This window comes from Pseudoalteromonas sp. APC 3250, assembly GCF_030407915.1.
In the GTDB taxonomy this organism is placed as follows: Bacteria; Pseudomonadota; Gammaproteobacteria; order Enterobacterales; family Alteromonadaceae; genus Pseudoalteromonas; species Pseudoalteromonas tetraodonis.
Genome location: NZ_JASDCM010000016.1, coordinates 17422 through 39397, shown reverse-complemented (window position 1 = coordinate 39397; position 21976 = coordinate 17422). Strand labels below are relative to the sequence as shown.

Here is a 21976-nt window from a genome sequence, read left to right as displayed (position 1 = left end):
GCCTTTGCGACCAAGGTCCCTAGCCAAAAGGCGCGCTATCATACCACTGCGGGTTTATAAAATAAACATCGCTTACAAAAAAAGCGCCAAAAGGCGCTTTTATACTCATTAATGTTTAACTTTAGTGTTCAAACATTGCCGAGATAGATTCTTCGTTGCTAATGCGACGAATAGTCTCTGCTAACATATCTGCAAGCGTTAATACTTTAACAATATCAAGCGCTTTTAGTTCGTCAGACAGTGGAATTGAGTCAGTTACAATCACTTCGTCAATCACAGAGTTACGTAAGTTTTCTGCAGCTGTACCAGAAAGAATAGGGTGAGTAGCGTAAGCAAATACACGTTTAGCGCCATGCTCTTTAAGGGCTTCAGCGGCTTTACACAATGTACCACCGGTATCAATCATGTCATCAACAATAATACAATCGCGGCCTTCAACGTCACCAATAATGTGCATTACTTGAGAAACGTTAGCTTGAGGGCGACGTTTATCGATAATTGCTAAGTCGGTATCGTTTAATAGTTTTGCAATTGCACGGGCACGCACCACGCCACCAATATCAGGTGATACAACAACCACGTCATCAAAGTCGCGGTTTTTCATATCTTCTAATAGTACAGGGCTACCAAATACGTTATCCACTGGTACATCAAAGAAGCCTTGGATTTGCTCAGCGTGTAAATCAACCGTAAGAACGCGGTCAACACCTACACTTGATAAGAAATCCGCAACCACTTTAGCTGTAATTGGTACACGGGCAGAACGTACGCGACGATCTTGACGAGCATAACCAAAATAAGGGATAACAGCAGTGATACGACCGGCAGATGCACGGCGTAACGCATCAACCATAACGATAAGTTCCATCAGGTTATCGTTAGTAGGGGCGCAGGTTGATTGCAAGATAAAAACATCCGAGCCACGAACATTTTCATTAATTTGAACACTGATCTCACCGTCACTAAAACGGCCAACAACAGCATCGCCTAATTCAATATATAAACGTTTTGCAACTTTTTGAGCTAGGTCAGGTGTTGCGTTACCAGCGAAGAGCTTCATGTCAGGCACGGTAGGGTTCCTCAGGCACTGAATTTTTGGACTAACTTACATTGAGTGAACAAAGTAGGTTAACTTATGATTACTTGTACGTTACTTCATTTATCAATGATGGCGGCTAACTCCGTATGAGCAGGAGAGGTACTAACGCTGGATGCGATAAAACCCTGCCAAGTATGGGGGAGGTTAGCAAGTACATCTTGTGCTTGAACTTGGCTAGCAAATTCAACAAAACAACATGAACCTGTTCCGGTCATCTTTGATGGAGCGTATTTTAGCAACCACTGCAGGGTTTTTTCAACCTCGGGGCACAGCTTTTTCACTAAAGGCTCACAATCGTTGGTTAAAATTTGCTGTTGCCAGTCGCCAGAAAGTTTTGGCGTATCACGTTTTAAATCAGGGTGAGTAAATATTTGTGCTGTGCTGACATGTTGATTTGGGAAGACAACACAATACCACTTCGGCGGCAGTTCTAGGTACTCTAATTGCTCGCCAATGCCATGTGCTATGGCACTTTTACCTTTAATGAACACAGGCACATCAGCACCGAGTTTCAGGCCTAAATCAGCCAGTTCATCTAAAGATAGGGCTGTATTCCAAAGCGTATTAAGGGCTAAAAGTGTTGATGCGGCATCGGATGAACCGCCTCCAACACCTCCCCCCATGGGTAAGCGTTTAGTTAAATTTATTTTTGCTCCCTTATCTACTTTACAGTGGGTTTGTAATAATAACGCCGCTTTGTAAATCAAATTGTCGGTTAGCGCAATGCCATTGGTGTCGCCGCTAATGCTAATATGAGTATCCGTGCTTAGTTTAAAATGGAGCTCGTCACCATAGTCTAAAAACGTAAATAAAGTTTCTAATTCATGGTAACCATCATCACGGCGGCCATTAATGTGTAAAAATAAATTAAGCTTAGCTGGGGCAATCAGCGAAAATTCAGTGTGAGTATGCATAGTTAGTTAAACTGCCAGTCATAGAGTTTGATTTTAATTTTAATCTTTTCATGGGTTAAGGTTAAAGCATTCGGTAACCAAAAACCGTATTTTTGGACGTAACTTGTGTAACTTATTTGCCACTTTTTACCATTATCATCAAACCATAACACGCTTTTAGCACGCCCTAATTGATCAATTTCTAAGGTGTGATCGTCAATGGTAGCTTTTAACCATGGGCCTGCGTTATTAACCGGTAAAGTAAACCCTGTTAAACGTTGTAAAAGTGCACTGGCGTTACTATCAAAATACGGTTGGTCATCAAAGATTAATTCGGCGCCGACTGCGGTTTGTTTAAGCGATAAAATCCGTGTGCCAATAAACGTGGTTAACACTAAATAATTACTATTTTGTGTTTGTTGCCAATTTAAGTTGGCAGATTGGCGCTCATCTGGGCTAATAAACGCAAGTTTACCGTCTACTTGCCAAGTTTTTTGCTCGCCAAGGCGTAACTTCCAGTCTTCGTAAGGCTCTGTTTTGTAATTGTTTTTACTTGCGCAGCCGGTTAAAAATACAAATAGCAGTGTTAAAATCAAATATTGTCGAGTCAAATGTTGTTCCTTACTTTCCATATTCCTGAGATTTTTGATAAAATTGCCGCCTATGTAGTAGGGCTCAGCAATATTTGGCAGATATGACCATAATAGCACTTGGTATTAATCACAAAACCGCATCCGTAGAATTACGAGAAAAAGTGGCCTTTTCGCCTGAGCAAATTTCAGAGGCGCTACAACAATTAAGTGGCCATGCCGACTTTAATGAAGCGGTTATTGTCTCTACCTGTAATCGCACTGAGGTGTATTGTAGCCTTGCACAGCAAAATTCCCAAACATTGTTGCAATGGTTGGCCAGTTTCCATGGTTTAGATGAACATGAACTGAGTAAAAATATCTACTGTCATGAAGACAGCGCTGCAATAAATCATTTGATGCGTGTAGCCTGTGGGCTTGACTCGCTGGTGTTAGGCGAACCACAAATTTTAGGGCAAATAAAACAAGCCTATAATAGTGCCAAAACCCATGATGCGGTGGGCGTTACGTTTGACCGTTTGTTTCAAAAAACGTTTTCGGTGGCAAAAGAAGTCCGTACCGAAACCAACATTGGTGCCAGTGCAGTATCGGTTGCCTTTGCGGCAGTTAATTTAGCAAAGCATATTTATGGAAAGCTGGATAAAACCAAGGTGTTACTCATTGGTGCCGGTGAAACCATAGAGCTGGTAGCAAAACATTTATACCAAAATGAGCCGCAAAAAATTACTGTTGCCAACAGAACAATAGAAAGAGCGCGCAGTTTAGCCGATGAAGTATCAGCCGATGTTATTGCGTTGGCACAATTGCCTGAACGTTTGCATCAAGCTGATATTGTGATTAGCTCCACCGCCAGCACTTTGCCCATTATTGGTAAAGGTGTAGTTGAGCAAGCACTGAAACAACGCCGCTATAAGCCGATGCTGTTTATTGATATAGCTGTACCACGCGATATTGAAAGCCAAGTCGGTGAACTCGACGACGCCTACTTGTACTCGGTCGATGACTTACAAGCCATTGTTAGTGAAAACATGGCTGCTCGTGAGCAAGCGGCAGAGCAAGCACAAATTATTATTAGTGAGCGCACCAAAGAGTTTTTTATGTGGTTGCGCTCGCTTGATTCAGTGGATTTAATTCGCCACTACCGTAATGATGTACAAACAACAAAAGCAGAACTTGTAGATAGGGCGCTTAGTCAGCTAAATACAGGTAAAGACGCAGAAAAAGTAATTTTAGAGCTGGCCAATAAATTAACCAATCGCTTAATGCACGCGCCTACCCGTGCCATCCAAGATGCAGCGAAAAAAGGTGAAGTGGCTCAGTTAAACCAATTGAAAAAAATGTTAGGTATAGATCAGGAATAACAGTTAAATGAAAGAGTCCGTTTATCGTAAATTAGAAACCTTAGTTGAGCGCTATGAAGAAGTTCAAGCGCTACTAAGTGACCCATCGGTCATTAGTGATCAAAACCGCTTTCGTACTCTTTCAAAAGAATACTCTGAGCTTGAAGAAGTGGTGAAAACGTTTTTAGCATACCAGCAAGCACAAGAAGACTTGAGTAGCGCTGAAGAAATGCTAAAAGATTCAGATCCTGAAATGCGCGAAATGGCACAAGAAGAATATAAAGAAGCAAAAGCACAAATTTCGACTTTAGAAGACGACATTCAAGTGCTTATGTTGCCTAAAGATCCGAAAGACAATAACAACGTGTTTTTAGAAGTTCGTGCCGGAACAGGGGGCGACGAGGCCGCTATTTTTGCTGGCGACTTGTTTAGAATGTACAGCCGCTACGCAGAAACAAAAAAATGGAAAGTAGAAGTTGTGACGACCAACGAAGGTGAACATGGCGGCTACAAAGAAGTAATTGCTAACATCAGCGGTGAAGGTGTGTATGGGCAATTAAAATTTGAATCAGGCGTGCATCGTGTACAGCGCGTCCCAGAAACTGAGTCACAAGGGCGCGTACATACCTCAGCATGTACTGTTGCTGTAATGGCTGAAGTGCCAGAAGCAGAGGCCATAGAAATTAATACCGCCGATATTAAAGTTGATACCTTTAGAGCATCGGGCGCGGGTGGTCAGCACGTTAATAAAACCGACTCTGCCATTCGTATTACTCATTTACCAACCGGTGTTGTGGTTGAGTGTCAAGATGAGCGTTCTCAACATAAAAACCGTGCAAAAGCGATGTCGGTATTGGCGGCGCGTTTGCAACAGGCTGAAGATGAAAAACGTCATGCTGCTGAAGCGTCTGAACGTCGTAATTTAGTGGGCAGTGGCGATCGTTCTGAGCGTATTCGCACATACAACTATCCGCAGGGGCGAATTACCGATCACCGTATTAACTTAACGCTTTATCGTTTAAACGAAGTGGTAGCCGGTGATTTAGGCGCTGTGGTTGAGCCGCTAATGCAAGAGCATCAGGCCGACTTATTAGCAGCGATGGGCGACGATTAATCGTGAACCTCACTGTTGAAAACGCTATTACTACCGGTGCTAATTTATTAGCATCAAGTAGTGATAGCGCAAAGTTAGATGCTCAAGTACTACTGCTTAATATTTTACAAAAGCCACGTAGTTATTTATTTACTTGGCCAGAAAAACAATTAACGGATGAGCAATCACAAGCGTTTGAGCGTGCATGTGAGCGTCGTTTAAACGGCGAGCCTGTTTCGCACATTACAGGGTATCGTGAGTTTTGGAGTTTACAGCTTGAAGTAAATCCAACAACACTCATTCCTCGCCCTGATACAGAAACCTTAGTTGAGCTTGCGCTTTCATGTAATGTACCAAATGACGCCAAAGTGCTCGATTTAGGCACAGGCACTGGAGCAATTGCACTTGCGCTTGGTAGTGAAATGCCTACATGGGATATTATTGCCGTTGATCGTATTGATGATGCGGTGGCACTGGCCAAACGTAATCAAAAACGATTAGCGATAAATAATGTGTGTGTTGAACAAAGCAATTGGTTTAGCGCGTTAAATAATAAAAAATTTGATCTAATTGTAACCAATCCCCCCTATATAGAATATAACGATAAACACTTGCACCAAGGTGATGTGCGCTTTGAGCCTTTGTCTGCATTGGTTGCAGATGATGCTGGATTAGCTGATATTAAACAAATAATTACACAATCACGTGACTATTTACATTCTAATGGCTATCTTTTAATTGAACACGGATTTGAGCAAAGTGCAGCTGTTCGCCATATATTCAACCAAATGGCGTTTATAAATGTAAGCACAGTGAAAGATCTTGGTAATAACGACCGCGTAACTTTCGGACAATGGCCTTAACTTATTAAAAATAGCCCCGTTGTTTGTTTGCATATGTTTTAAGGAACTCTTTGTGATGGAAGATTTTTTATTTTCAAATGAACAACCACCTGAAGTAGTAAGTGAAGAGCAAGGAACATGGAAAGTTCTAATTGTTGATGATGAACCCGAGGTTCATGCTGTTACGCGTTTAGCGTTGAGTGATTTTAAGTTTCAAGATAGACGCTTGGAGTTTATAAGTGCTTATTCCGGCGCAGAAGCGAAAAAGTTGATTGATGATCATCCTGATGCGGCCATCATCCTACTCGATGTTGTTATGGAAACAGACGATGCGGGTTTGCAAGTAGCAAAATACATTCGTGATACCGTTAAAAATAATTATATTCGCATTATTCTACGAACCGGGCAGCCAGGCCAAGCACCCGAGCGCCAAGTAATCGTAAATTACGATATTAATGACTATAAATCTAAAACAGAACTTACCGCACAAAAACTATTCACCGTTATGATGGCAAGTCTTCGCTCGTACCGCGATATTATTTCGATTGAGCAATCGCGTGAAGGGCTAGAAAAAATAATCACCGCTTCGCGCAATATTTTTGCAACCCATTCAATGGATAACTTTATTGAAGGCGTGATGCAGCAGCTTACTTCTTTACTAAACGTTGCTGATGAAGCCATGTATGCCACCACCTTAGTTGCACAAAATCCGTCAGAGGAGATGAATAAAAAACTGATTGTTTGCTCTGGTACCGGCGATTTTGCTAAGCGCGAGGGAGAAGAGTTAGAAACCGTACTAGCAGAAGACCAACTGTTAGCGTGCCAAGAGGCCCTTGCTAACAAAGCAATTGTGTACAGAGATGATTATTTGTTTGCTTATTGCAGCAGTAAATTTAACCATAATTCAATGTTGTTTGTATCAGGTGTGCCGTCAAAGTTGACAGATACACAACGAAACCTAATTGAAATCTTTTCTCAAAATGTGCAGTTGGCATTTGAAAATGTGCAGTTACATACTGAAGTTGAAGCCACACAACAAGAGCTTGTTTATCGTTTAAGTGAAGCCGTTGAACAGCGCTCGTGCGAAACGGGTAATCATGTAAAACGGGTTGCTTATATTTGCTATGAATTAGCATTAGCCTACGGGTTATCTGAAGAGCAAGCGAATTTAATTCGCTTTGCATCGCCTTTACATGATGTGGGTAAAATAGGTATTCCGGATGCAATTTTAAATAAGCCTGGCAAGTTAAATAGCGAAGAGTGGGAAGTTATGAAAACTCATGCTGGAAAAGGCTATGCTATTTTGAAAGATTCACCGCGTAAAATAGTCAGCGCAGGGGCATTAATCGCACAGCAGCACCACGAAAAGTGGGATGGTTCTGGTTACCCTAGTGGATTAAAGGGGGAGCGTATTGATATTTTTGCCAGAATAGTGGCATTGGCTGATGTGTATGATGCACTGCGCCATAAACGTTGTTATAAAGGTGCGTGGACACTTGAAGAAGCGGTTGCGGAGATCAACGCAAATAAAGGAACGCATTTTGATCCTAAACTTGTTGATGTATTTAATGATAAACTTGAAGACCTCGAAGCGGTACTTTTACGCTTTCCTGACAAAACACATAACTAAACAGAAGTAACAATACACATGGATTATTTAGCATTAAAACACTCACACATGGCCATTGCGCTAGTGAGTATTATTTTATTTTACGTACGTTCTTTTTCTCGTATGGGCAGTGGCAGCCTTGCCAAAAATAAATTGGTTTTTATTGGTAGCCACAGTATAGACACTTTATTAATTGTCTCAGCCATCGGCTTAATGGCAATGGCTAAAATAAACCCATTAGAGCAACTTTGGTTATTAGAAAAAATTATTCTAGTTATCGTTTATATTGTTGTGGGTATTATTAGCGCTAAACAAACGACAACCGTTCTAAAAGTCGTATTTTTAGTACTTAACACCGCTGTTATTTTAGCTATTGGTTACTTAGCAACAGCGAAAGCACCGCTGTTGTTATAATTAACAATGCCTATTTAAGCTTTGCACACCAAAGGTGTAAAGCTTACCTCTTCAATTCATTTCTGATTATTGGTATCTAGCTTTAAAATTAGGTAAACTACGTCCTCGTTTTCTAGAATGTTGTAGTATGAATGACCACCCTCGGGTTTGATGAACACGATGAATCTTATATAGAAGATGCTTACGATGATTTTTTGCCGCCGGCTATATATCGTTGTATCAAAGCGGAAGCTAAATGGGACCCTCAAATAGACTTAACACCAAGTCTTGAAATACTCACTGCGTTTGAGCAGCAAATAGAGTCTATTTGTCAGCAGATGCCGGACGAACACGATCGCCTAGATAAACTACTTGATAGCTTTTATAGTGAGTGGCTATTTAGTGCATCAAGCTTGAAAGTTCCTGAGTATAAGTTAAATAGCATCAGCTACACCTTGTCTATGCGCAGTGGCACACCGACAACCTTAGCTATTTTGTTATGCCACTTTTTACAGCATGCTAAACTCGATGCCAGTGTAAGCATAACTCAAGGCGAAGTGGGCATTCACGTCGCAATGAGTGATGAAGAGGGTTATCTTGTCGACCCTAGCAGTGGCCAACAAAGTTGGTACATCATTCCTGAAAATATTGATGAAGAAAACCCTCAAGAACAAGAGCCTTTAGAGCTTATTTTTGAAGACGAAGTGTATAAATTATTTTTAGCGCAGCAAAAATGGTCTTTCATTAGTGAAAATAAATTTGGTCATGCATTAACTTGCGTCGATTTATTAATGGAAATGTTAGGTGATGATCCCTATGAGCGACGCGACAGAGGTTATTTACTAAATCAGCTTGGCTGCCCTAAAATGGCACGAGATGATTTACAGTTTTTTGTTGATGAATGTCCTGATGATCCTGCTATTGAAATCATTCTACATCAAATTGAAGAACTTGAAGACAATCATAAAACTCACCACTAAGAATAAAAAATAGGAAATGTTATGGCTGATCCCCAAACTGCATTAATTACCAATGATGCCGTTGTACTTGGTTTATTGGCGATTATTTTAGGGTTTATTTTCAAAACCTCAAATAGTCAACGCCCAGGTCTTGTGGCATTTTATAAATATGTACCGGCATTATTGCTGTGTTATTTTTTGCCGTCATTGTTAAATACCTTTGGTATTGTTGATGGTTCTCAATCTAACGTATATTACGTCGCTTCGCGATATTTACTGCCAGCGTGTTTAATTTTGCTTACCATCAGTATTGATTTAAAAGCGATTATTAATTTAGGTCCTAAAGCATTAATTATGTTTTTAACCGGCACCGTAGGTATTGTGATTGGTGGCCCATTAGCTATTTTAATAATGAGTGCTGTTTATCCAGAAGCGGTAGGTGGACATGGCCCTGACGCTGTTTGGCGTGGTATGACAACCATTGCAGGGAGCTGGATTGGTGGCGGTGCAAACCAAGCATCTATGAAAGAAATGTTTGAAGTGGGTGGCGATATTTTCTCAGCCATGGTCACCGTGGATGTGATAGTGGCTAATTTATGGATGGCAGTATTATTATTAATGGCAGCTAATCATAAAGCGATTGACGCTAAAGCCGGTGCAGATACCACTGCAATTGAAGACTTAAAGCAACGTGTTGAAAAATACCATGCAGAGCATGCGCGTATGCCAACGCTAAATGATTACATGATGATTATTGCTATTGCCTTTGGTATTACCGGTTTAGCGCACTTTTGTGCAGATATTTTAGGGCCCTTCTTTGCCAATAATTATGCGTGGGCAAAAGAATACAGTTTAAACAGTAAGTTCTTTTGGCTTATTGTTATATCAACGACGATAGGTATTTGCTTATCGTTTACCAAAGTACGCCATATTGAGGCGTTTGGTTCATCGAAAGTGGCGTCAGCCTTTTTGTATATTTTAGTGGCATCGATTGGCCTGCATATGAATGTAATGGCGATTTTTGATTCACCGATGTATTTTGTTATTGGTGCAATTTGGATGTTAACTCACGCAAGCTTAATGCTCATTGTGGCTAAATTAATTAAAGCGCCGTTATTTTATATGGCTGTTGGCTCACAGGCCAATGTAGGTGGCGCAGCGTCTGCCCCTGTTGTGGCCGCTGCGTTTCATCCGTCACTGGCACCGGTCGGCGTATTATTAGCTGTACTTGGCTATGGTGTAGGTACATATATGGCGTATATTTGTGGATTAATGATGCAAGCAGTTGCACCATAAGGAATTAAAATGAACAACCAAGTTATTAATATCAATGAAATAGAACTGGCAAATAATAAACCTTTTGTTTTATTTGGTGGCATGAATGTGCTTGAATCACGCGACTTAGCGATGCGTATTGCCGAGCATTATGTTGAAGTGACCACTAAATTAAATATTCCTTATGTATTTAAGGCGTCATTTGATAAAGCCAATCGCTCGTCCATCAATTCTTACCGTGGTCCAGGCATGGAAGAAGGCTTAAAGATATTTGAAGAGATTAAAAATACCTTTAATATTCCGCTTATCACCGATGTACATGAACCTCATCAAGCAGCACCGGTTGCAGAGGTTGTTGATGTTATTCAGCTACCGGCGTTTTTGGCTCGTCAAACAGACTTGGTGGTTGCAATGGCTAAAACAGGCGCGATTATTAATGTGAAAAAGCCACAGTTTTTAGCTCCGCATGAAATGCGTCATATCATTACTAAATTTAATGAAGCCGGAAATAATAATGTGGCCTTATGTGAACGTGGTTCAAGCTTTGGCTATAATAACCTAGTGGTTGATATGCTAGGTATGGATGATATGAAAACCATGGCTCCCGTTATATTTGATGCAACTCATGCACTGCAGCGTCCTGGCGGTCGAGCAGACTCAGCCGATGGTCGTCGTGCCCAAGCTGCCGAACTTGCTCGTAGCGGCATGGCTCTTGGTATCGCAGGCTTATTTATTGAAGCGCACCCCAATCCAAATGAAGCAAAATGTGATGGCCCCTGTGCATTAGCATTGAGCAAGTTAGAAGGGTACTTATCGCAAATGAAAGCGGTGGATGATTTAATCAAGAGCTTTGCCCCTCTTGATACCAGTGCTAGCGATTTATAAAGTTGATTAACACTTTAAAAAGCGACTTAGGTCGCTTTTTTTATGGCTTGAATATACTCTTTCCTAGCATAGGTATATAATTCACCGCATAAGAAAAACTAATTCTAAGCTTGGTTGCCATGTCAAGACGAGTTCCTCCATTAAACGCGCTGAAAGCTTTTGAAGCTGCAGCACGTCATTTAAGCTTTACTAAAGCCGCAGAAGAGTTGTATGTCACGCAAGCTGCGGTGAGTCATCAAATAAAAACGCTTGAAGAGCATTTAGGCTTAAAGCTGTTTTTACGTAAAAATCGCTCGTTATTATTAACCGAAGAAGGCCAAGGTTACTTTTTAGATATTAAAGAGATTTTTACTCAGCTAATAGATGCAACTGAAAAGCTATTAGCTCGTGGTGCCAAAGGCTCGTTAACCGTAAGTTTAACCCCCAGTTTTGCGATTCAATGGCTCATTCCTCGATTGAGCTTATTTAACGAATTACACCCAGAAATTGATGTGCGAATTAAAGCCCAAGATCAGGATGAAAACTCGTTAACAGACGATGTTGATATCTCAATTTATTATGGTCGCGGTCATTGGAGTGGGGTGCAAGCCTATAAACTGCACACTGAGTATTTAGTGCCGTTATGTAGCCCGTTACTGTTAAATGGACCCAGAGCGCTTAACCAACCCAGTGATTTAGCAAACCATACCTTGCTACATGACACCACCCGTAAAAACTGGAAAACCTGGATGAAAACCGCCGGCGTACGTAATGTACAAGTTAACCAAGGACCTATATTTAGTCATTCTTCTATGGTGTTACAAGCTGCGGTACATGGCCAAGGTGTTGCAATTGGTAACAGCGTACTAGCAAAACCAGATATTGATGCAGGACGTTTAGTGATCCCGTTCAATCACAGTTTAGAGAGTAAGAATGCCTATTACTTAGTGATCCGTGAGTCACAAAATGAGTTAGGCAAAATTGTATCGTTTAAAGACTGGATGTTAAGTTTAGTTGAGCAGGAGCAAGAATATTAATGAGCATTGAATGGGTTAGAAGTAGTCAGCAACCGGCAATCGCACAGTTTATATTTGCTCATGGCGCAGGGGCTGGCAGTGATTCTGAGTTTATGCAAATCATGGCTAAACAACTCAGTGAGTACGGTATTGACGTTGGCTTGTTTGATTTTGAATATATGCAAATTGCTAAACAAACTAACAAACGTCGCCCACCAGATCGAGCGCCTAAACTACTTACTTATTTTGAACATATAGTGACTCAAGCTGATGCAAATTTACCACTATTTATAGGGGGTAAATCAATGGGCGGGCGCATGGCATCGATGCTTGCCTGTTCGACCTCTCATGCTGTTTTAGGTGTGCTTGCGTTTGGTTATCCGTTTCATCCTCCGGGCAAGCCTGAAAAACTGCGTACAGATCATTTTGCAGACATACCGTGTCCTTTTTTAGTATTACAGGGGGAAAGGGATACCTTTGGCACCCGCGAAGAGCTTGCCACAATGGCCATGCCAAAGCAGCCAAAGTATGTATGGTTAACGGATGGTGACCACTCACTAAAACCGCGTAAAAAAAGTGGCGTGACTGAGCAACAAAACCTGAATGCTGCGGCAATACAGGCAGCAAGCTTTATAAAGAATACGCTTGAAAATTTAAAAGAGGATAAACATGATTAAACTATTTTTATTAGCAGGCAGCTTTTTTTGCATGCTTTCAGTGATACTGGGCGCATTTGCTGCTCATGGTCTGAAAAGTCGTTTATCAGAGTACTCCATTGGTATTTTTAAAACCGCCGCTGAGTATCAAATGGTGCATGGGCTGGCGTTAATTGCAGTGGCTATTTTAATTAAGTGGGGTATGCACCTCAGTATGGCGGGTGGTTTTTTTATTGCCGGTACATTGTTATTTAGTGGCAGCTTATACTTATTGGCCTTAACAGGGTTGAAGTGGCTGGGCCCAATTACCCCATTGGGTGGGCTGTGCTTTATTATTGGTTGGATAGTTATTTTAGTGCAAGTTGCACGATTTAAGTTTTAAAGAGTTTAAGGGTTAATATGTCTAGTGTTGTGATTTACTGTCGTAGTGGTTTTGAAAACGATGCCGCTGCTGAAATAACGTTTCACGCTGCCGAACAAGGATTTGCTGGGTATGTAAAAGCAAAACCAAATACCGGTTATGTTATTTATGAATGTTTTGAAGCGCAGCACAGCGACGAAATAATCAAAAAAGTTGATTTTAAAAATATGGTGTTTGCACGCCAATGGTTTGCCGGTAACCTAATTGAAAATATGCCCGTAGAAGATAGAGTAGGCGCTATTGTAGATGCCGCAAAAGATTTTACTTTGTGTTCTGAGCTTCGTGTCGAAACACCCGATACCAACGAGGGCAAAGAGTTACTGACTTTTTGTAAAAAAATATCGACCCCGCTTAAAAAAGCCCTCGAGAAACAAAACACTGTATTGCGTAAGCCAAAAGCAAATCGCCCAGTAATGCATGTGCTGTTTTTAGCTAATAATACTGCGTATGTGGGTTACTCATATAGTTATAACAACTCTCCTTTTTTTATGGGGATCTTACGTTTACGTATGCCAAGCGATGGCCCAAGTCGTTCAACGCTTAAGTTAGATGAAGCGTTTAATGTGTTTATTCCTGAGCAACAGCGTGAGTCACGCGTACAAGCTGGAATGCGCAGCGTTGATTTAGGTGCATGCCCAGGTGGCTGGACTTATCAGTTAGTTCGCCGTGGTATGTTTGTTAGCGCGATAGATAACGGCCCAATGAACGAAAGTTTAATGGAAACGGGTCAGGTAAAGCATTTTAGAGAAGATGGTTTTAAATACCGTCCAGAAAAAAGAAACATCACTTGGTTGGTTTGCGATATGGTAGAAAAGCCGACTAAAGTGACTAACTTGATGATTGACTGGGCAGTAAATGCTTATGCAAAAGAGCTTATTTTTAATCTGAAATTACCGATGAAAAAACGCTTTGATAGTGTGTATGAATGTTTAAAAATGATCAGAGAAGAAATGGCGAAGTACGGTATAAGCTATGAACTTCAAGCTAAGCATTTATACCATGATCGTGAAGAAGTAACGGTGCACTTAAATGTCACTAAAGTGCCACAGAGCTTATATAGTTAATCTACTAGCGAGTATAAAAAATGGGCCAAGTGGCCCATTTTTTATTTTAACTACGGTATTGTGGTCGGTAATTTTCAACCCATAATCGTGTGGCACCACATACCGCCACAGGCATAACAATTAAATTTACAAATGGGATAGCGGTTAGCAGCATCACGGCAAAGCCAAACCCATAAGATAACCCTTGTTTGCTTTTTAAGTCATTTTTCATTTGTGTAAAGCTAATTTTGTGATTATCAAAAGCATAATCTTTATATTGCACCGCATACATCCAGCAGGTAAAAAGCACCCATAGCATTTGGCCTATTACAGGTAGTACCCACAATAAAATAAAAAAGCCGATAGCGCGTGGGAGGTAGTAGCAAAGCTTAGTCCATTCCCGGCCCAGCATTCGCGGAACATCTTTGACTAAATCAGCTAATCCGTCGTCGTTAATTTTTTGACCAGTTAAATACAACTCGACTTTTTCACTTAAAAGGCCATTAAAAGGTGCGGCGATAAAGTTAGTAATAACGGTAAATAACATACTGTAACTAAACAGCACCACCAGCACAGCAATTGGCCACATTAACCATTCGAGCCAACTTAGCCATTCTGGGAGCATGGCGTTTACGGCATTAAAGCCATCACTAAGCCAGCCAAATAAAAAGAATAAGGAGCTACCAAATAATAAAATATTAATAAGTAGGGGTATAAGTACAAAGCGTTTTAGCCCTTTTTGACTAATTAACTTAAACCCTGAAAAAAAATATTCCATACCTTGTGTTATTTGCACACTAACCTCATCGATTATTTATGTTTTAGCTATTATAAATAGCTTGATGATTTTAAACAGTACTTTTAAGTAACAAAGTATTTAATAAAGGGTATTTACAGATGGTATGTAAATAAATGATTTGTTGATAAGTACATTTCAAATCGCCACCTTGTATTGAATGGCAAGCGCTCGTGAAATAGACGAAAATAGCATAGATGCTGATTTCAATATTATGTATAGTCAAAAGACTATAATAAATTATTATAAACAGGCCCTAAAATAGAGCGACGCATTTAGCGTTAGTGATTGTTGAGGAATATAATTTGATTGAAATAATGAGAGTCAGAAAGCTGCTTTCTCAGCAACAAAGTATATTATCGAAAATAGCACTCGGTGCGCCACTTGATGAGGTACTGGAAAATATTTGTTTATCTATTGAGGAGCTTATTGAAGACTCCTCTGCAAAGTGCTCTATATTAACGCTCAAAGGAGAGCAGCTATTTCATAGCGCGGCACCTAATATTGCACAGGGTTACTGCCAAGCAATTAATGGTGTGAAAATAGGGCCAACTGTCGGTTCATGCGGTACTGCAGCCTATGAAAAAAAACGCATTATAGCCGCAGATATTTCAACATCGCCATTATGGGATGATTATAGAGCATTGGCGTTAAGTTATGGTTTAAGGTCATGTTGGTCTACCCCCATTATTTCAACAAAATCAGACATATTAGGCACTTTTGCAATTTATCATGACAGCGCAAAGTCACCGACACCACAAGATTTAGAATTAATAGATTTTTTTGTTGATTTCACCAGTATTGCTCTTGAAAAGCACACCGAGTCACTAAGATTAAACGCGTTGCTTTTTGAATTACAGCAAAGTAATGAAAAGTTTAAAGCCTTTACAAAAGTGCTTCCTGATCTAACCCTCATTTTGAGTGAAGAGGGGGAGTATACCAATGTTTACGGCACAGCTAATGAAAGTTTATATTTAAGCCAAGAGCACGTTATTAATCAAAATGTCAGAGATATTATGCCTCCTGAAGATGCAAATCCTATTCTGGCGGTGATTGACAAAACGTTGCAAACTAATGAAGTTCAAGTGTTTGAATATCAGCTCAATATAAAAGGTAAGCAGCTTACATTTGAAGGGCGAACAGCTCCCCTTGAAAGTTACCAGCCTAATAACCCGTCACTGAGACATGTGGTGTGGATGGCCAGAGATATCTCTAATCGCAAAGCTGCCGAAGAAGAAGTACAACGGTTAGCATTTTTCGATCCGCTCACTAACCTTCCTAATCGCAGAATGCTCAATGATAGGCTCAGTATGTATGTGGAGCGAATTAAGCAGTCTCATCATTCTGGCGCACTCTTATTTTTAGATTTAGATAATTTTAAACGCATAAATGACTCACTAGGTCATAATGCAGGCGATGAAATACTGGTTGAGTTATCACAACGATTAACAGCTATTTTGAACCCGGCAGATACCCTCGCACGAGTCGGTGGTGATGAATTTATTATTCTTATCGAGCATGTCGGTGATAGCCACATGCAAGCTAATAGTGAATCTGAGTTGATTGCTAAAAAAGTACAAAGTGTCTTTTATGAAAAATTTGAAGTGGGCGATTTAGCGTTTCAGGTCAGTTGTAGTATTGGTATTTGTTTGATTAACACGAGCAATGCCATAACCGCTAATATTTTAAAATTTGCAGATACCGCTATGTATCGCTCTAAAATGAAAGGCGGTAATAGTAGTAGCTTTTACGACCCCGCACTGCAAACCTTACTGGAAAATCAAACTGAGCTTGAAACTGACATTGTTAGGGCTATCGCGTGCGATGAGTTTTGTGCTTATTTTCAGCCACAATTAGCAATTGATGGAACCCTTGTGGGTGCTGAGGCATTAATAAGGTGGAATCATCCAACCAAAGGACTTATCCCCCCTAATGCATTTATTCCAATTGCCGAGCAATTTGGCTTAATTCAAAAGTTACAAAATATTGTATTAAGAGATATTTGTATTTTACTTGAAACACTTCGAGATAATAACTTACTCGATGACAGTTTTAGCGTATCAATTAACATTAGCCAGTGTCAGTTTAATTCTTCCACTTTAAAAGGTGAGCTATTTAAAGCAATTGAAGCGTTTGACGTCTCGCCAACTCGAATTAAATTAGAGATCACTGAATCAATGTTAGCGGGTGACTTGATGGGGACCGTAAAGCAAATGGAAGAATTAAAATCGCAGGGATTTGTGTTTTCAATTGATGACTTTGGTACGGGCTACTCGTGTTTAAAACATTTAAGCGTGTTTCCTATTGATGAGTTAAAAATTGATAAAAGCTTTATTGATAAAGTGCTCAATAGCGCATCGGGTCAAAGTATTGTGCAATCTATTATTGGCTTAGGTCATAGCTTAAATATTAACATTGTGGCCGAAGGGGTCGAAAGTGCTGAGCAACTAACAATATTAAAGTCGATGGGCGTGAATGCAGTGCAAGGTTATTTATTTGCAAAACCATTAACCCACAGCAACTATTTAACATGGCATAAACAGCATCAATAACCCTGTATTTATCACTAACAGAGCGACAGGTTTAGTTGCCCTAATCGATAAGCCGCGTTGTTTGCGTACCCACTGCGCAGCAACGTTTAATAACGTACCGCGCTTTTGCTAAAGCAAAAATGTATATTTTTTGTTTGTTTGATACCGTGATGTAATTTATCTTTTATTATTGTGTAACTACTACACAAATCATTCCTGAGGCATTGGTTTAGCGTTTTTAACGCGTTAAACTAGTAAGGAATTGGCAATAAGTCTACTTGTTGTGACATTACCTAGACGTGAACATGACAAGTACTTAAAACTCGCTTTTGAGTTGCTTTGTCGTTTGTTGAAACTAGGGTTTAGTGTGATGTCATGGTGTGTCGCTATGTCGGTAACTTTAAAGAACCATTAGGAGCGATAAATGAATACCACTAAAGCAACTTTAAAGTCGGGTGAAACACATTCTTCCCGAGTTAAGTTTCTGGATGGGGTTGATATACCCGTATTTTTAATCAGTGGCGGTATATTAGTTTTATTTGCCGCGCTGGCACTTTACGACATTAAACTGATGTCTGATTGGATAAATACGGCCTTTGCCTTCTCAACCAAAATATTTGGCGCCTTTTGGCAAGTCCTACTTTTATTAACCTTTGTGATTGGCATTTTCTTAGCTATCGGCCGCACTGGCTCAGTGGTACTGGGTGGCTTAAAAACCCCTGAAATTTCTACCTTTAAGTGGATAAGTATTATTATGTGTACTTTGCTTGCTGGTGGCGGCGTATTTTGGGCCGCAGCAGAGCCAATGGCACATTTTATTTCTCCGCCACCGCTATTTGGTGGTGAAACAGGCACTAACGATGCCGCCTACAACGCACTTGCACAAAGCTTTATGCACTGGGGATTTTTAGCCTGGGCTATATTAGGCAGCTTAACGGGCATTGTTTATATGCATCTTCATTACGAAAAAGGCTTACCGCTTAAACCTCGTACTTTGCTTTATCCCGTATTTGGCGATCGTGTTATGAAAGGGGCGCTTGGTACAATTGTTGATGCATGTTGTGTACTCGCTGTGGTTGCTGGCACTGTAGGTCCCATTGGTTTTTTAGGCTTACAGGTGAGTTTTGGCCTAGATAAATTGTTTGGCATTCCTGACACATACACCACACAAGTAGTTATTTTATTTAGTTTAATTGGCATTTACACACTTTCAGCGGTAAGTGGCGTTACTAAAGGTATTCAGCTGTTAAGTCGTTTTAATGTTGTATTGGCTGTAGTGCTGATGTTGTTTATATTCCTGATGGGGCCCACTGCGTTTATTATTGATAGCTACATTCAATCGTTTGGCTTGTACTTAGATAACTTTATACCTATGGCTACGTTTCGTGCCGATAAACCATGGTTAGACTGGTGGACCGTATTCTTTTGGGGCTGGTTTTTAGGTTATGGCCCTTTAATGGCGATGTTTGTTGCGCGTATATCGCGTGGCCGAACTATCCGTGAAATGATTTTACTCATCTCTGTGGTTGCGCCAGTGATCACCTGCTTTTGGTTTACCATTGTGGGTGGCTCAGGCATATTTTTTGAGTTAAATAATCCAGGTGTTATATCAGAACCTTTCGCAGGGCTTAATTTACCAGCGGCATTGTTAGCCATTACTGAGCAGTTACCCATGGGGTTTGTTGTGTCGGTATTATTTTTAGTGCTGACCACTATTTTTGTGGCAACAACCGGTGACTCAATGACGTACTCGGTATCTATGGTGATGACCGGTACCGATCATCCGCAAACATCAATTCGTGTGTTTTGGGGAGTTATGATGGGGGTAATGGCTGCATTACTCATCTCAATTGGCGAGGGCGGAATTTCAGCGCTACAGTCCTTTATTGTGGTGACCGCGGTGCCAGTTTCCTTTGTGTTACTACCGTCACTGTGGACAGCACCACAAATAGTTAAAAAAATGGCAGATGAGCAAGGGCTCTAATAGCACATAAAAAAGGCGCTCGTTAGCGCCTTTTTCTATTTTATACATCACTTAAATTTTAACAAAAAACAGCCACATTTCTTCAGGCCACAGAGACTCTACCGGATTAAAATAATTCACTAACAAACAGTTTAATTTGTTGATTGAGCAAGTTTGTTAAGTTTTTTCAAACTATTTAATTATTTTAAAAATGAAGCCAGCTCGTCAACGTGCGTTTGAGTTTCATTTATTAAAAGTCCAATTTGTGCCGCTGCTTCGTTTGATGTTTTGGCAAGGTTACGTACTTCGTCAGCAACCACGGCAAAACCTCGTCCAGCTTCACCAGCTCTCGCAGCTTCAATGGCCGCATTAAGAGCAAGTAAATTAGTTTGATCTGCCACGGCATTGATGGTGGTGACCGTAGTTTGAATTTTCCCTAATACGGTTGACATTGATTGATGCGTTCCAGTAACCAATTTGTTTCTAGAAGAGACATTACTACCAAATACAACGTATTTAGAAACCTTACCGTTTAAATCGGTAATAGAAGAAATAATGCAATCTAGCGTTACGTCTTCATTTTGATGCGTCAATGACATCATTACTTCAGTCGGCTTGCCTTGGTTGAGTATTTGAATACGTGAAGCGTCTAAATGATCCCTTAAATTACCAAACACACTCGCTATGTTTGAGCCCTCAGATATGTTTAATTGCTTTTTGGTATACTCATTGGCAGATAGGAACTGGCCATCTTCATTAAACTCAATCACAGCCGAGTGGCTACTTATTGCATCTTTTTGGTTTATTTGTTCAAGTACTTGGCGCTTAATTTCGCGAATATCTGAACTGACGCCCACAAACCCTGTGTGCTGGCCATTATCATCAAATGTTGGGTTTACCGACAGAACAATCCAATATGGCACACCATTTTTATCAAAATTTAGTATTTCTTCATAAAATGGTTGTTTGTTTTTAAGGTTTTTTGAAATCCGCTTAACGGTTTCTTTGTCTGTTTGTTCTCCCTGCAAGAAATTGCCTGGTTTTTTGCCTTTTACTTCTGCAAGTGTATAACCTGAAAGTACTTCAAAGCCAGGGTTAACATATTCTACTAAGCCATCTTTATTGGTAATAAGTACACTAGTACTGGTATTGCTGACCACTTTAGATAACAGTTCAAATTGCTTATAGTCTTCAACTTGTGATTGTTTTGATAATATAAATGCAGACAACAAGGTATTATTGAAGTTAAAAGTAGTGTGGGCAAGATTATAATAAATATTGTCTTTTACAGATAAACACAGTGAACCGTGTTCGCTATTTAAAGCATCTTGTAAAACGTTTAGCAATTTAGTGTTTTCTTTGGGCAGTAGTGCAGCGTCGGCACTGTTCGACGTATCTAAATTATTCGCAACAAGCTTTGAGTTATCATCGAAGACTGCATAGATATCTTCACCTAAACTCAGAAGTGTTTGCCAAGCTTGCTCATCTAACACTCTTATCGGCTCAGGTTTAAATACATGGAGCGAGCATGTATCAAGCTCTTTTAATGTAAGCGGGCTAATGTGTTGGGTTAAAAACAAGTTATTTCCACAAGCAATGGTTTTGCTTGTTGGATTATAACGTTTATTTAAATAAGTTAATGTATTAGTGTCATTAGTTTGGTTAAGTGTCTTACTTAGCGATGTAAACTCGTCATTCCCTGCAATAACAGTGTTGTCGTTGTTAACGATAATCGCAGCTGCTTCGTGTGTACTAACTAGCTGTTTTGCAAACGCCTGTTTTCTTTTTTTTGGGCTAAACCACATTATTTATTCCTAATTTACACTCTAATTGATTGCATTATACGCCCGTCATAGTACATCTAGGTCAAACTATTGTTTTTTATTTTGCAATAATAATTTTGTGTCGGTATTTTTTAAAAGTAATGACATAAAACATAGTTATTGTTCATTTGTTACAATGCGTTATAGTTTGCTAACAAATAAGAAAATAAATTAGAGATAACCTATGCAGTTAATAGATTTAACCCCTGATGATCCCGATGTGATTAATGTTTTTTCTGATATCGACAGACTTATTAATTCTTTATATCCAGTAGCGACAGCACAGTCATTGTCTGTTAGTCAATTGGGTCAACCCAATGTCTATGCAATAGGCTTGAAAAATGAAGAGGGGATTATTGCTTGTGGGGCGATTGTTATGCAGTTTGATACCCAGCCCTATGGTGAGATACGCCGTTTATATGTCAAACCTAGTTATCGCGGAAAAGGCTTATCGCGCCGTATTATGCAAATATTATTACACCATGCTGGCGAAGAAGAAATCCCAATCATAAAGCTAGAAACAGGGCCAAAGCAAAGACAATCAATCCATCTTTACGAGAATTTAGGGTTTGTACAATGTGCCCCTTTTGGTGAATACACAGAAAACCCGAACAGCCTATTTATGGAGCTTGCGCTCAGCTAATAATACGCTATTTACTGTTTTTCTTTATCAATTTTAATCCTCACTCGTTACGAGTAGAAATACTTGTTGGACATGAATCGCTATTTTTCTTTTAATGCGCGCAACTAGCCGGTTTGGCATTCATAAA

Annotated in this window: 20 protein-coding genes; 15 read left to right on the top strand and 5 right to left on the bottom strand. The window is 40.1% G+C overall.

Going from position 1 to position 21976, the window contains the following annotated elements:
* Positions 1–121: 121 nt before the first annotated feature.
* The 3 genes from QL986_RS14910 to lolB form a co-directional block, all read right to left on the bottom strand.
* The gene (locus QL986_RS14910) at positions 122–1069 is read right to left on the bottom strand and encodes a ribose-phosphate pyrophosphokinase (protein WP_008115168.1); all 948 of its coding nucleotides are present in this window, start codon (positions 1067–1069) and stop codon (positions 122–124) included.
* Positions 1070–1155: 86 nt separating this feature from the next.
* Positions 1156–2013, bottom strand: coding sequence for a 4-(cytidine 5'-diphospho)-2-C-methyl-D-erythritol kinase (ispE, locus tag QL986_RS14905; protein ID WP_016900433.1), 858 nt, complete (start codon positions 2011–2013; stop codon positions 1156–1158).
* A 2-nt stretch (positions 2014–2015) separates the two neighbouring features.
* Positions 2016–2603 carry a lipoprotein insertase outer membrane protein LolB gene (gene lolB, locus QL986_RS14900; RefSeq protein WP_029610017.1) on the bottom strand — a complete coding sequence of 196 codons (588 nt, stop codon included), beginning with the start codon at positions 2601–2603 and terminating at the stop codon, positions 2016–2018.
* A gap of 83 nt (positions 2604–2686) precedes the next feature.
* Between lolB and hemA the strand changes: the two genes are divergently transcribed.
* The 12 genes from hemA to rlmM all read left to right on the top strand — a co-directional run bounded on the left by hemA (position 2687) and on the right by rlmM (position 14114).
* On the top strand, positions 2687–3943 hold the full coding sequence (gene hemA, locus QL986_RS14895) for a glutamyl-tRNA reductase (RefSeq protein ID WP_024602657.1): 1257 nt from the start codon (positions 2687–2689) through the stop codon (positions 3941–3943).
* Between the two features lie 7 nt (positions 3944–3950).
* Positions 3951–5036 carry a peptide chain release factor 1 gene (gene prfA, locus QL986_RS14890; RefSeq protein ID WP_008115176.1) on the top strand — a complete coding sequence of 362 codons (1086 nt, stop codon included), beginning with the start codon at positions 3951–3953 and terminating at the stop codon, positions 5034–5036.
* 2 nt (positions 5037–5038) lie between these two features.
* The gene (prmC, locus tag QL986_RS14885; RefSeq protein WP_013465327.1) at positions 5039–5878 is read left to right on the top strand and encodes a peptide chain release factor N(5)-glutamine methyltransferase; all 840 of its coding nucleotides are present in this window, start codon (positions 5039–5041) and stop codon (positions 5876–5878) included.
* A gap of 55 nt (positions 5879–5933) precedes the next feature.
* Positions 5934–7487 (top strand): DUF3369 domain-containing protein, encoded by a 1554-nt coding sequence (locus tag QL986_RS14880; protein WP_013465326.1) that lies wholly within the window; start codon positions 5934–5936, stop codon positions 7485–7487.
* Between the two features lie 18 nt (positions 7488–7505).
* On the top strand, positions 7506–7880 hold the full coding sequence (locus tag QL986_RS14875) for a SirB2 family protein (protein ID WP_016900431.1): 375 nt from the start codon (positions 7506–7508) through the stop codon (positions 7878–7880).
* Positions 7881–8011: 131 nt separating this feature from the next.
* The gene (locus tag QL986_RS14870; protein ID WP_013465324.1) at positions 8012–8839 is read left to right on the top strand and encodes a tetratricopeptide repeat protein; all 828 of its coding nucleotides are present in this window, start codon (positions 8012–8014) and stop codon (positions 8837–8839) included.
* Positions 8840–8860: 21 nt separating this feature from the next.
* Positions 8861–10114: a DUF819 family protein gene (locus tag QL986_RS14865; protein ID WP_013465323.1), complete on the top strand. Its 1254-nt coding sequence runs from the start codon at positions 8861–8863 to the stop codon at positions 10112–10114.
* A gap of 9 nt (positions 10115–10123) precedes the next feature.
* Positions 10124–10978 carry a 3-deoxy-8-phosphooctulonate synthase gene (gene kdsA / locus QL986_RS14860; RefSeq protein WP_013465322.1) on the top strand — a complete coding sequence of 285 codons (855 nt, stop codon included), beginning with the start codon at positions 10124–10126 and terminating at the stop codon, positions 10976–10978.
* 119 nt (positions 10979–11097) lie between these two features.
* The gene (locus tag QL986_RS14855) at positions 11098–11994 is read left to right on the top strand and encodes a transcriptional regulator GcvA (protein ID WP_013465321.1); all 897 of its coding nucleotides are present in this window, start codon (positions 11098–11100) and stop codon (positions 11992–11994) included.
* Positions 11994–12650, top strand: coding sequence for an alpha/beta family hydrolase (locus QL986_RS14850; RefSeq protein ID WP_016900430.1), 657 nt, complete (start codon positions 11994–11996; stop codon positions 12648–12650). Before QL986_RS14855 ends, QL986_RS14850 begins: the two co-directional genes overlap by 1 nt.
* The gene (locus QL986_RS14845; RefSeq protein WP_016900429.1) at positions 12643–13011 is read left to right on the top strand and encodes a DUF423 domain-containing protein; all 369 of its coding nucleotides are present in this window, start codon (positions 12643–12645) and stop codon (positions 13009–13011) included. Before QL986_RS14850 ends, QL986_RS14845 begins: the two co-directional genes overlap by 8 nt.
* 17 nt (positions 13012–13028) lie before the next feature.
* Positions 13029–14114, top strand: coding sequence for a 23S rRNA (cytidine(2498)-2'-O)-methyltransferase RlmM (gene rlmM, locus QL986_RS14840; protein WP_013465318.1), 1086 nt, complete (start codon positions 13029–13031; stop codon positions 14112–14114).
* A gap of 46 nt (positions 14115–14160) precedes the next feature.
* Here the strand turns inward: rlmM and cysZ are convergent, their stop codons facing one another.
* On the bottom strand, positions 14161–14889 hold the full coding sequence (cysZ, locus tag QL986_RS14835; RefSeq protein WP_013465316.1) for a sulfate transporter CysZ: 729 nt from the start codon (positions 14887–14889) through the stop codon (positions 14161–14163).
* A 305-nt stretch (positions 14890–15194) separates the two neighbouring features.
* On the opposite strand from cysZ, the gene QL986_RS14830 reads away from it, so the two are divergent.
* Together QL986_RS14830 and QL986_RS14825 are read left to right on the top strand one after the other, a co-directional pair.
* Entirely contained in the window at positions 15195–17441 is a 2247-nt protein-coding gene (locus QL986_RS14830; protein ID WP_290191680.1) for an EAL domain-containing protein, read from the top strand.
* A 403-nt stretch (positions 17442–17844) separates the two neighbouring features.
* Positions 17845–19404 (top strand): BCCT family transporter, encoded by a 1560-nt coding sequence (locus tag QL986_RS14825; RefSeq protein ID WP_013465314.1) that lies wholly within the window; start codon positions 17845–17847, stop codon positions 19402–19404.
* A 179-nt stretch (positions 19405–19583) separates the two neighbouring features.
* Here the strand turns inward: QL986_RS14825 and QL986_RS14820 are convergent, their stop codons facing one another.
* On the bottom strand, positions 19584–21188 hold the full coding sequence (locus tag QL986_RS14820; RefSeq protein WP_013465313.1) for a methyl-accepting chemotaxis protein: 1605 nt from the start codon (positions 21186–21188) through the stop codon (positions 19584–19586).
* Between the two features lie 202 nt (positions 21189–21390).
* Between QL986_RS14820 and QL986_RS14815 the strand changes: the two genes are divergently transcribed.
* The gene (locus QL986_RS14815; protein WP_013465312.1) at positions 21391–21849 is read left to right on the top strand and encodes a GNAT family N-acetyltransferase; all 459 of its coding nucleotides are present in this window, start codon (positions 21391–21393) and stop codon (positions 21847–21849) included.
* The last annotated feature ends 127 nt before the right edge of the window (positions 21850–21976 follow it).

Coding starts and splice junctions, on each gene's coding strand:
- QL986_RS14845 (WP_016900429.1), top strand. CDS start 12,643: ATGATTAAACTATTTTTATTAGCAGGCAGCTTTTTTTGCATGCTTTCA.
- rlmM (WP_013465318.1), top strand. CDS start 13,029: ATGTCTAGTGTTGTGATTTACTGTCGTAGTGGTTTTGAAAACGATGCC.
- prfA (WP_008115176.1), top strand. CDS start 3,951: ATGAAAGAGTCCGTTTATCGTAAATTAGAAACCTTAGTTGAGCGCTAT.
- kdsA (WP_013465322.1), top strand. CDS start 10,124: ATGAACAACCAAGTTATTAATATCAATGAAATAGAACTGGCAAATAAT.
- QL986_RS14815 (WP_013465312.1), top strand. CDS start 21,391: ATGCAGTTAATAGATTTAACCCCTGATGATCCCGATGTGATTAATGTT.
- QL986_RS14870 (WP_013465324.1), top strand. CDS start 8,012: ATGACCACCCTCGGGTTTGATGAACACGATGAATCTTATATAGAAGAT.
- QL986_RS14855 (WP_013465321.1), top strand. CDS start 11,098: ATGTCAAGACGAGTTCCTCCATTAAACGCGCTGAAAGCTTTTGAAGCT.
- QL986_RS14820 (WP_013465313.1), bottom strand. CDS start 21,188: ATGTGGTTTAGCCCAAAAAAAAGAAAACAGGCGTTTGCAAAACAGCTA.
- QL986_RS14880 (WP_013465326.1), top strand. CDS start 5,934: ATGGAAGATTTTTTATTTTCAAATGAACAACCACCTGAAGTAGTAAGT.
- QL986_RS14875 (WP_016900431.1), top strand. CDS start 7,506: ATGGATTATTTAGCATTAAAACACTCACACATGGCCATTGCGCTAGTG.
- QL986_RS14850 (WP_016900430.1), top strand. CDS start 11,994: ATGAGCATTGAATGGGTTAGAAGTAGTCAGCAACCGGCAATCGCACAG.
- hemA (WP_024602657.1), top strand. CDS start 2,687: ATGACCATAATAGCACTTGGTATTAATCACAAAACCGCATCCGTAGAA.
- ispE (WP_016900433.1), bottom strand. CDS start 2,013: ATGCATACTCACACTGAATTTTCGCTGATTGCCCCAGCTAAGCTTAAT.
- QL986_RS14825 (WP_013465314.1), top strand. CDS start 17,845: ATGAATACCACTAAAGCAACTTTAAAGTCGGGTGAAACACATTCTTCC.
- QL986_RS14865 (WP_013465323.1), top strand. CDS start 8,861: ATGGCTGATCCCCAAACTGCATTAATTACCAATGATGCCGTTGTACTT.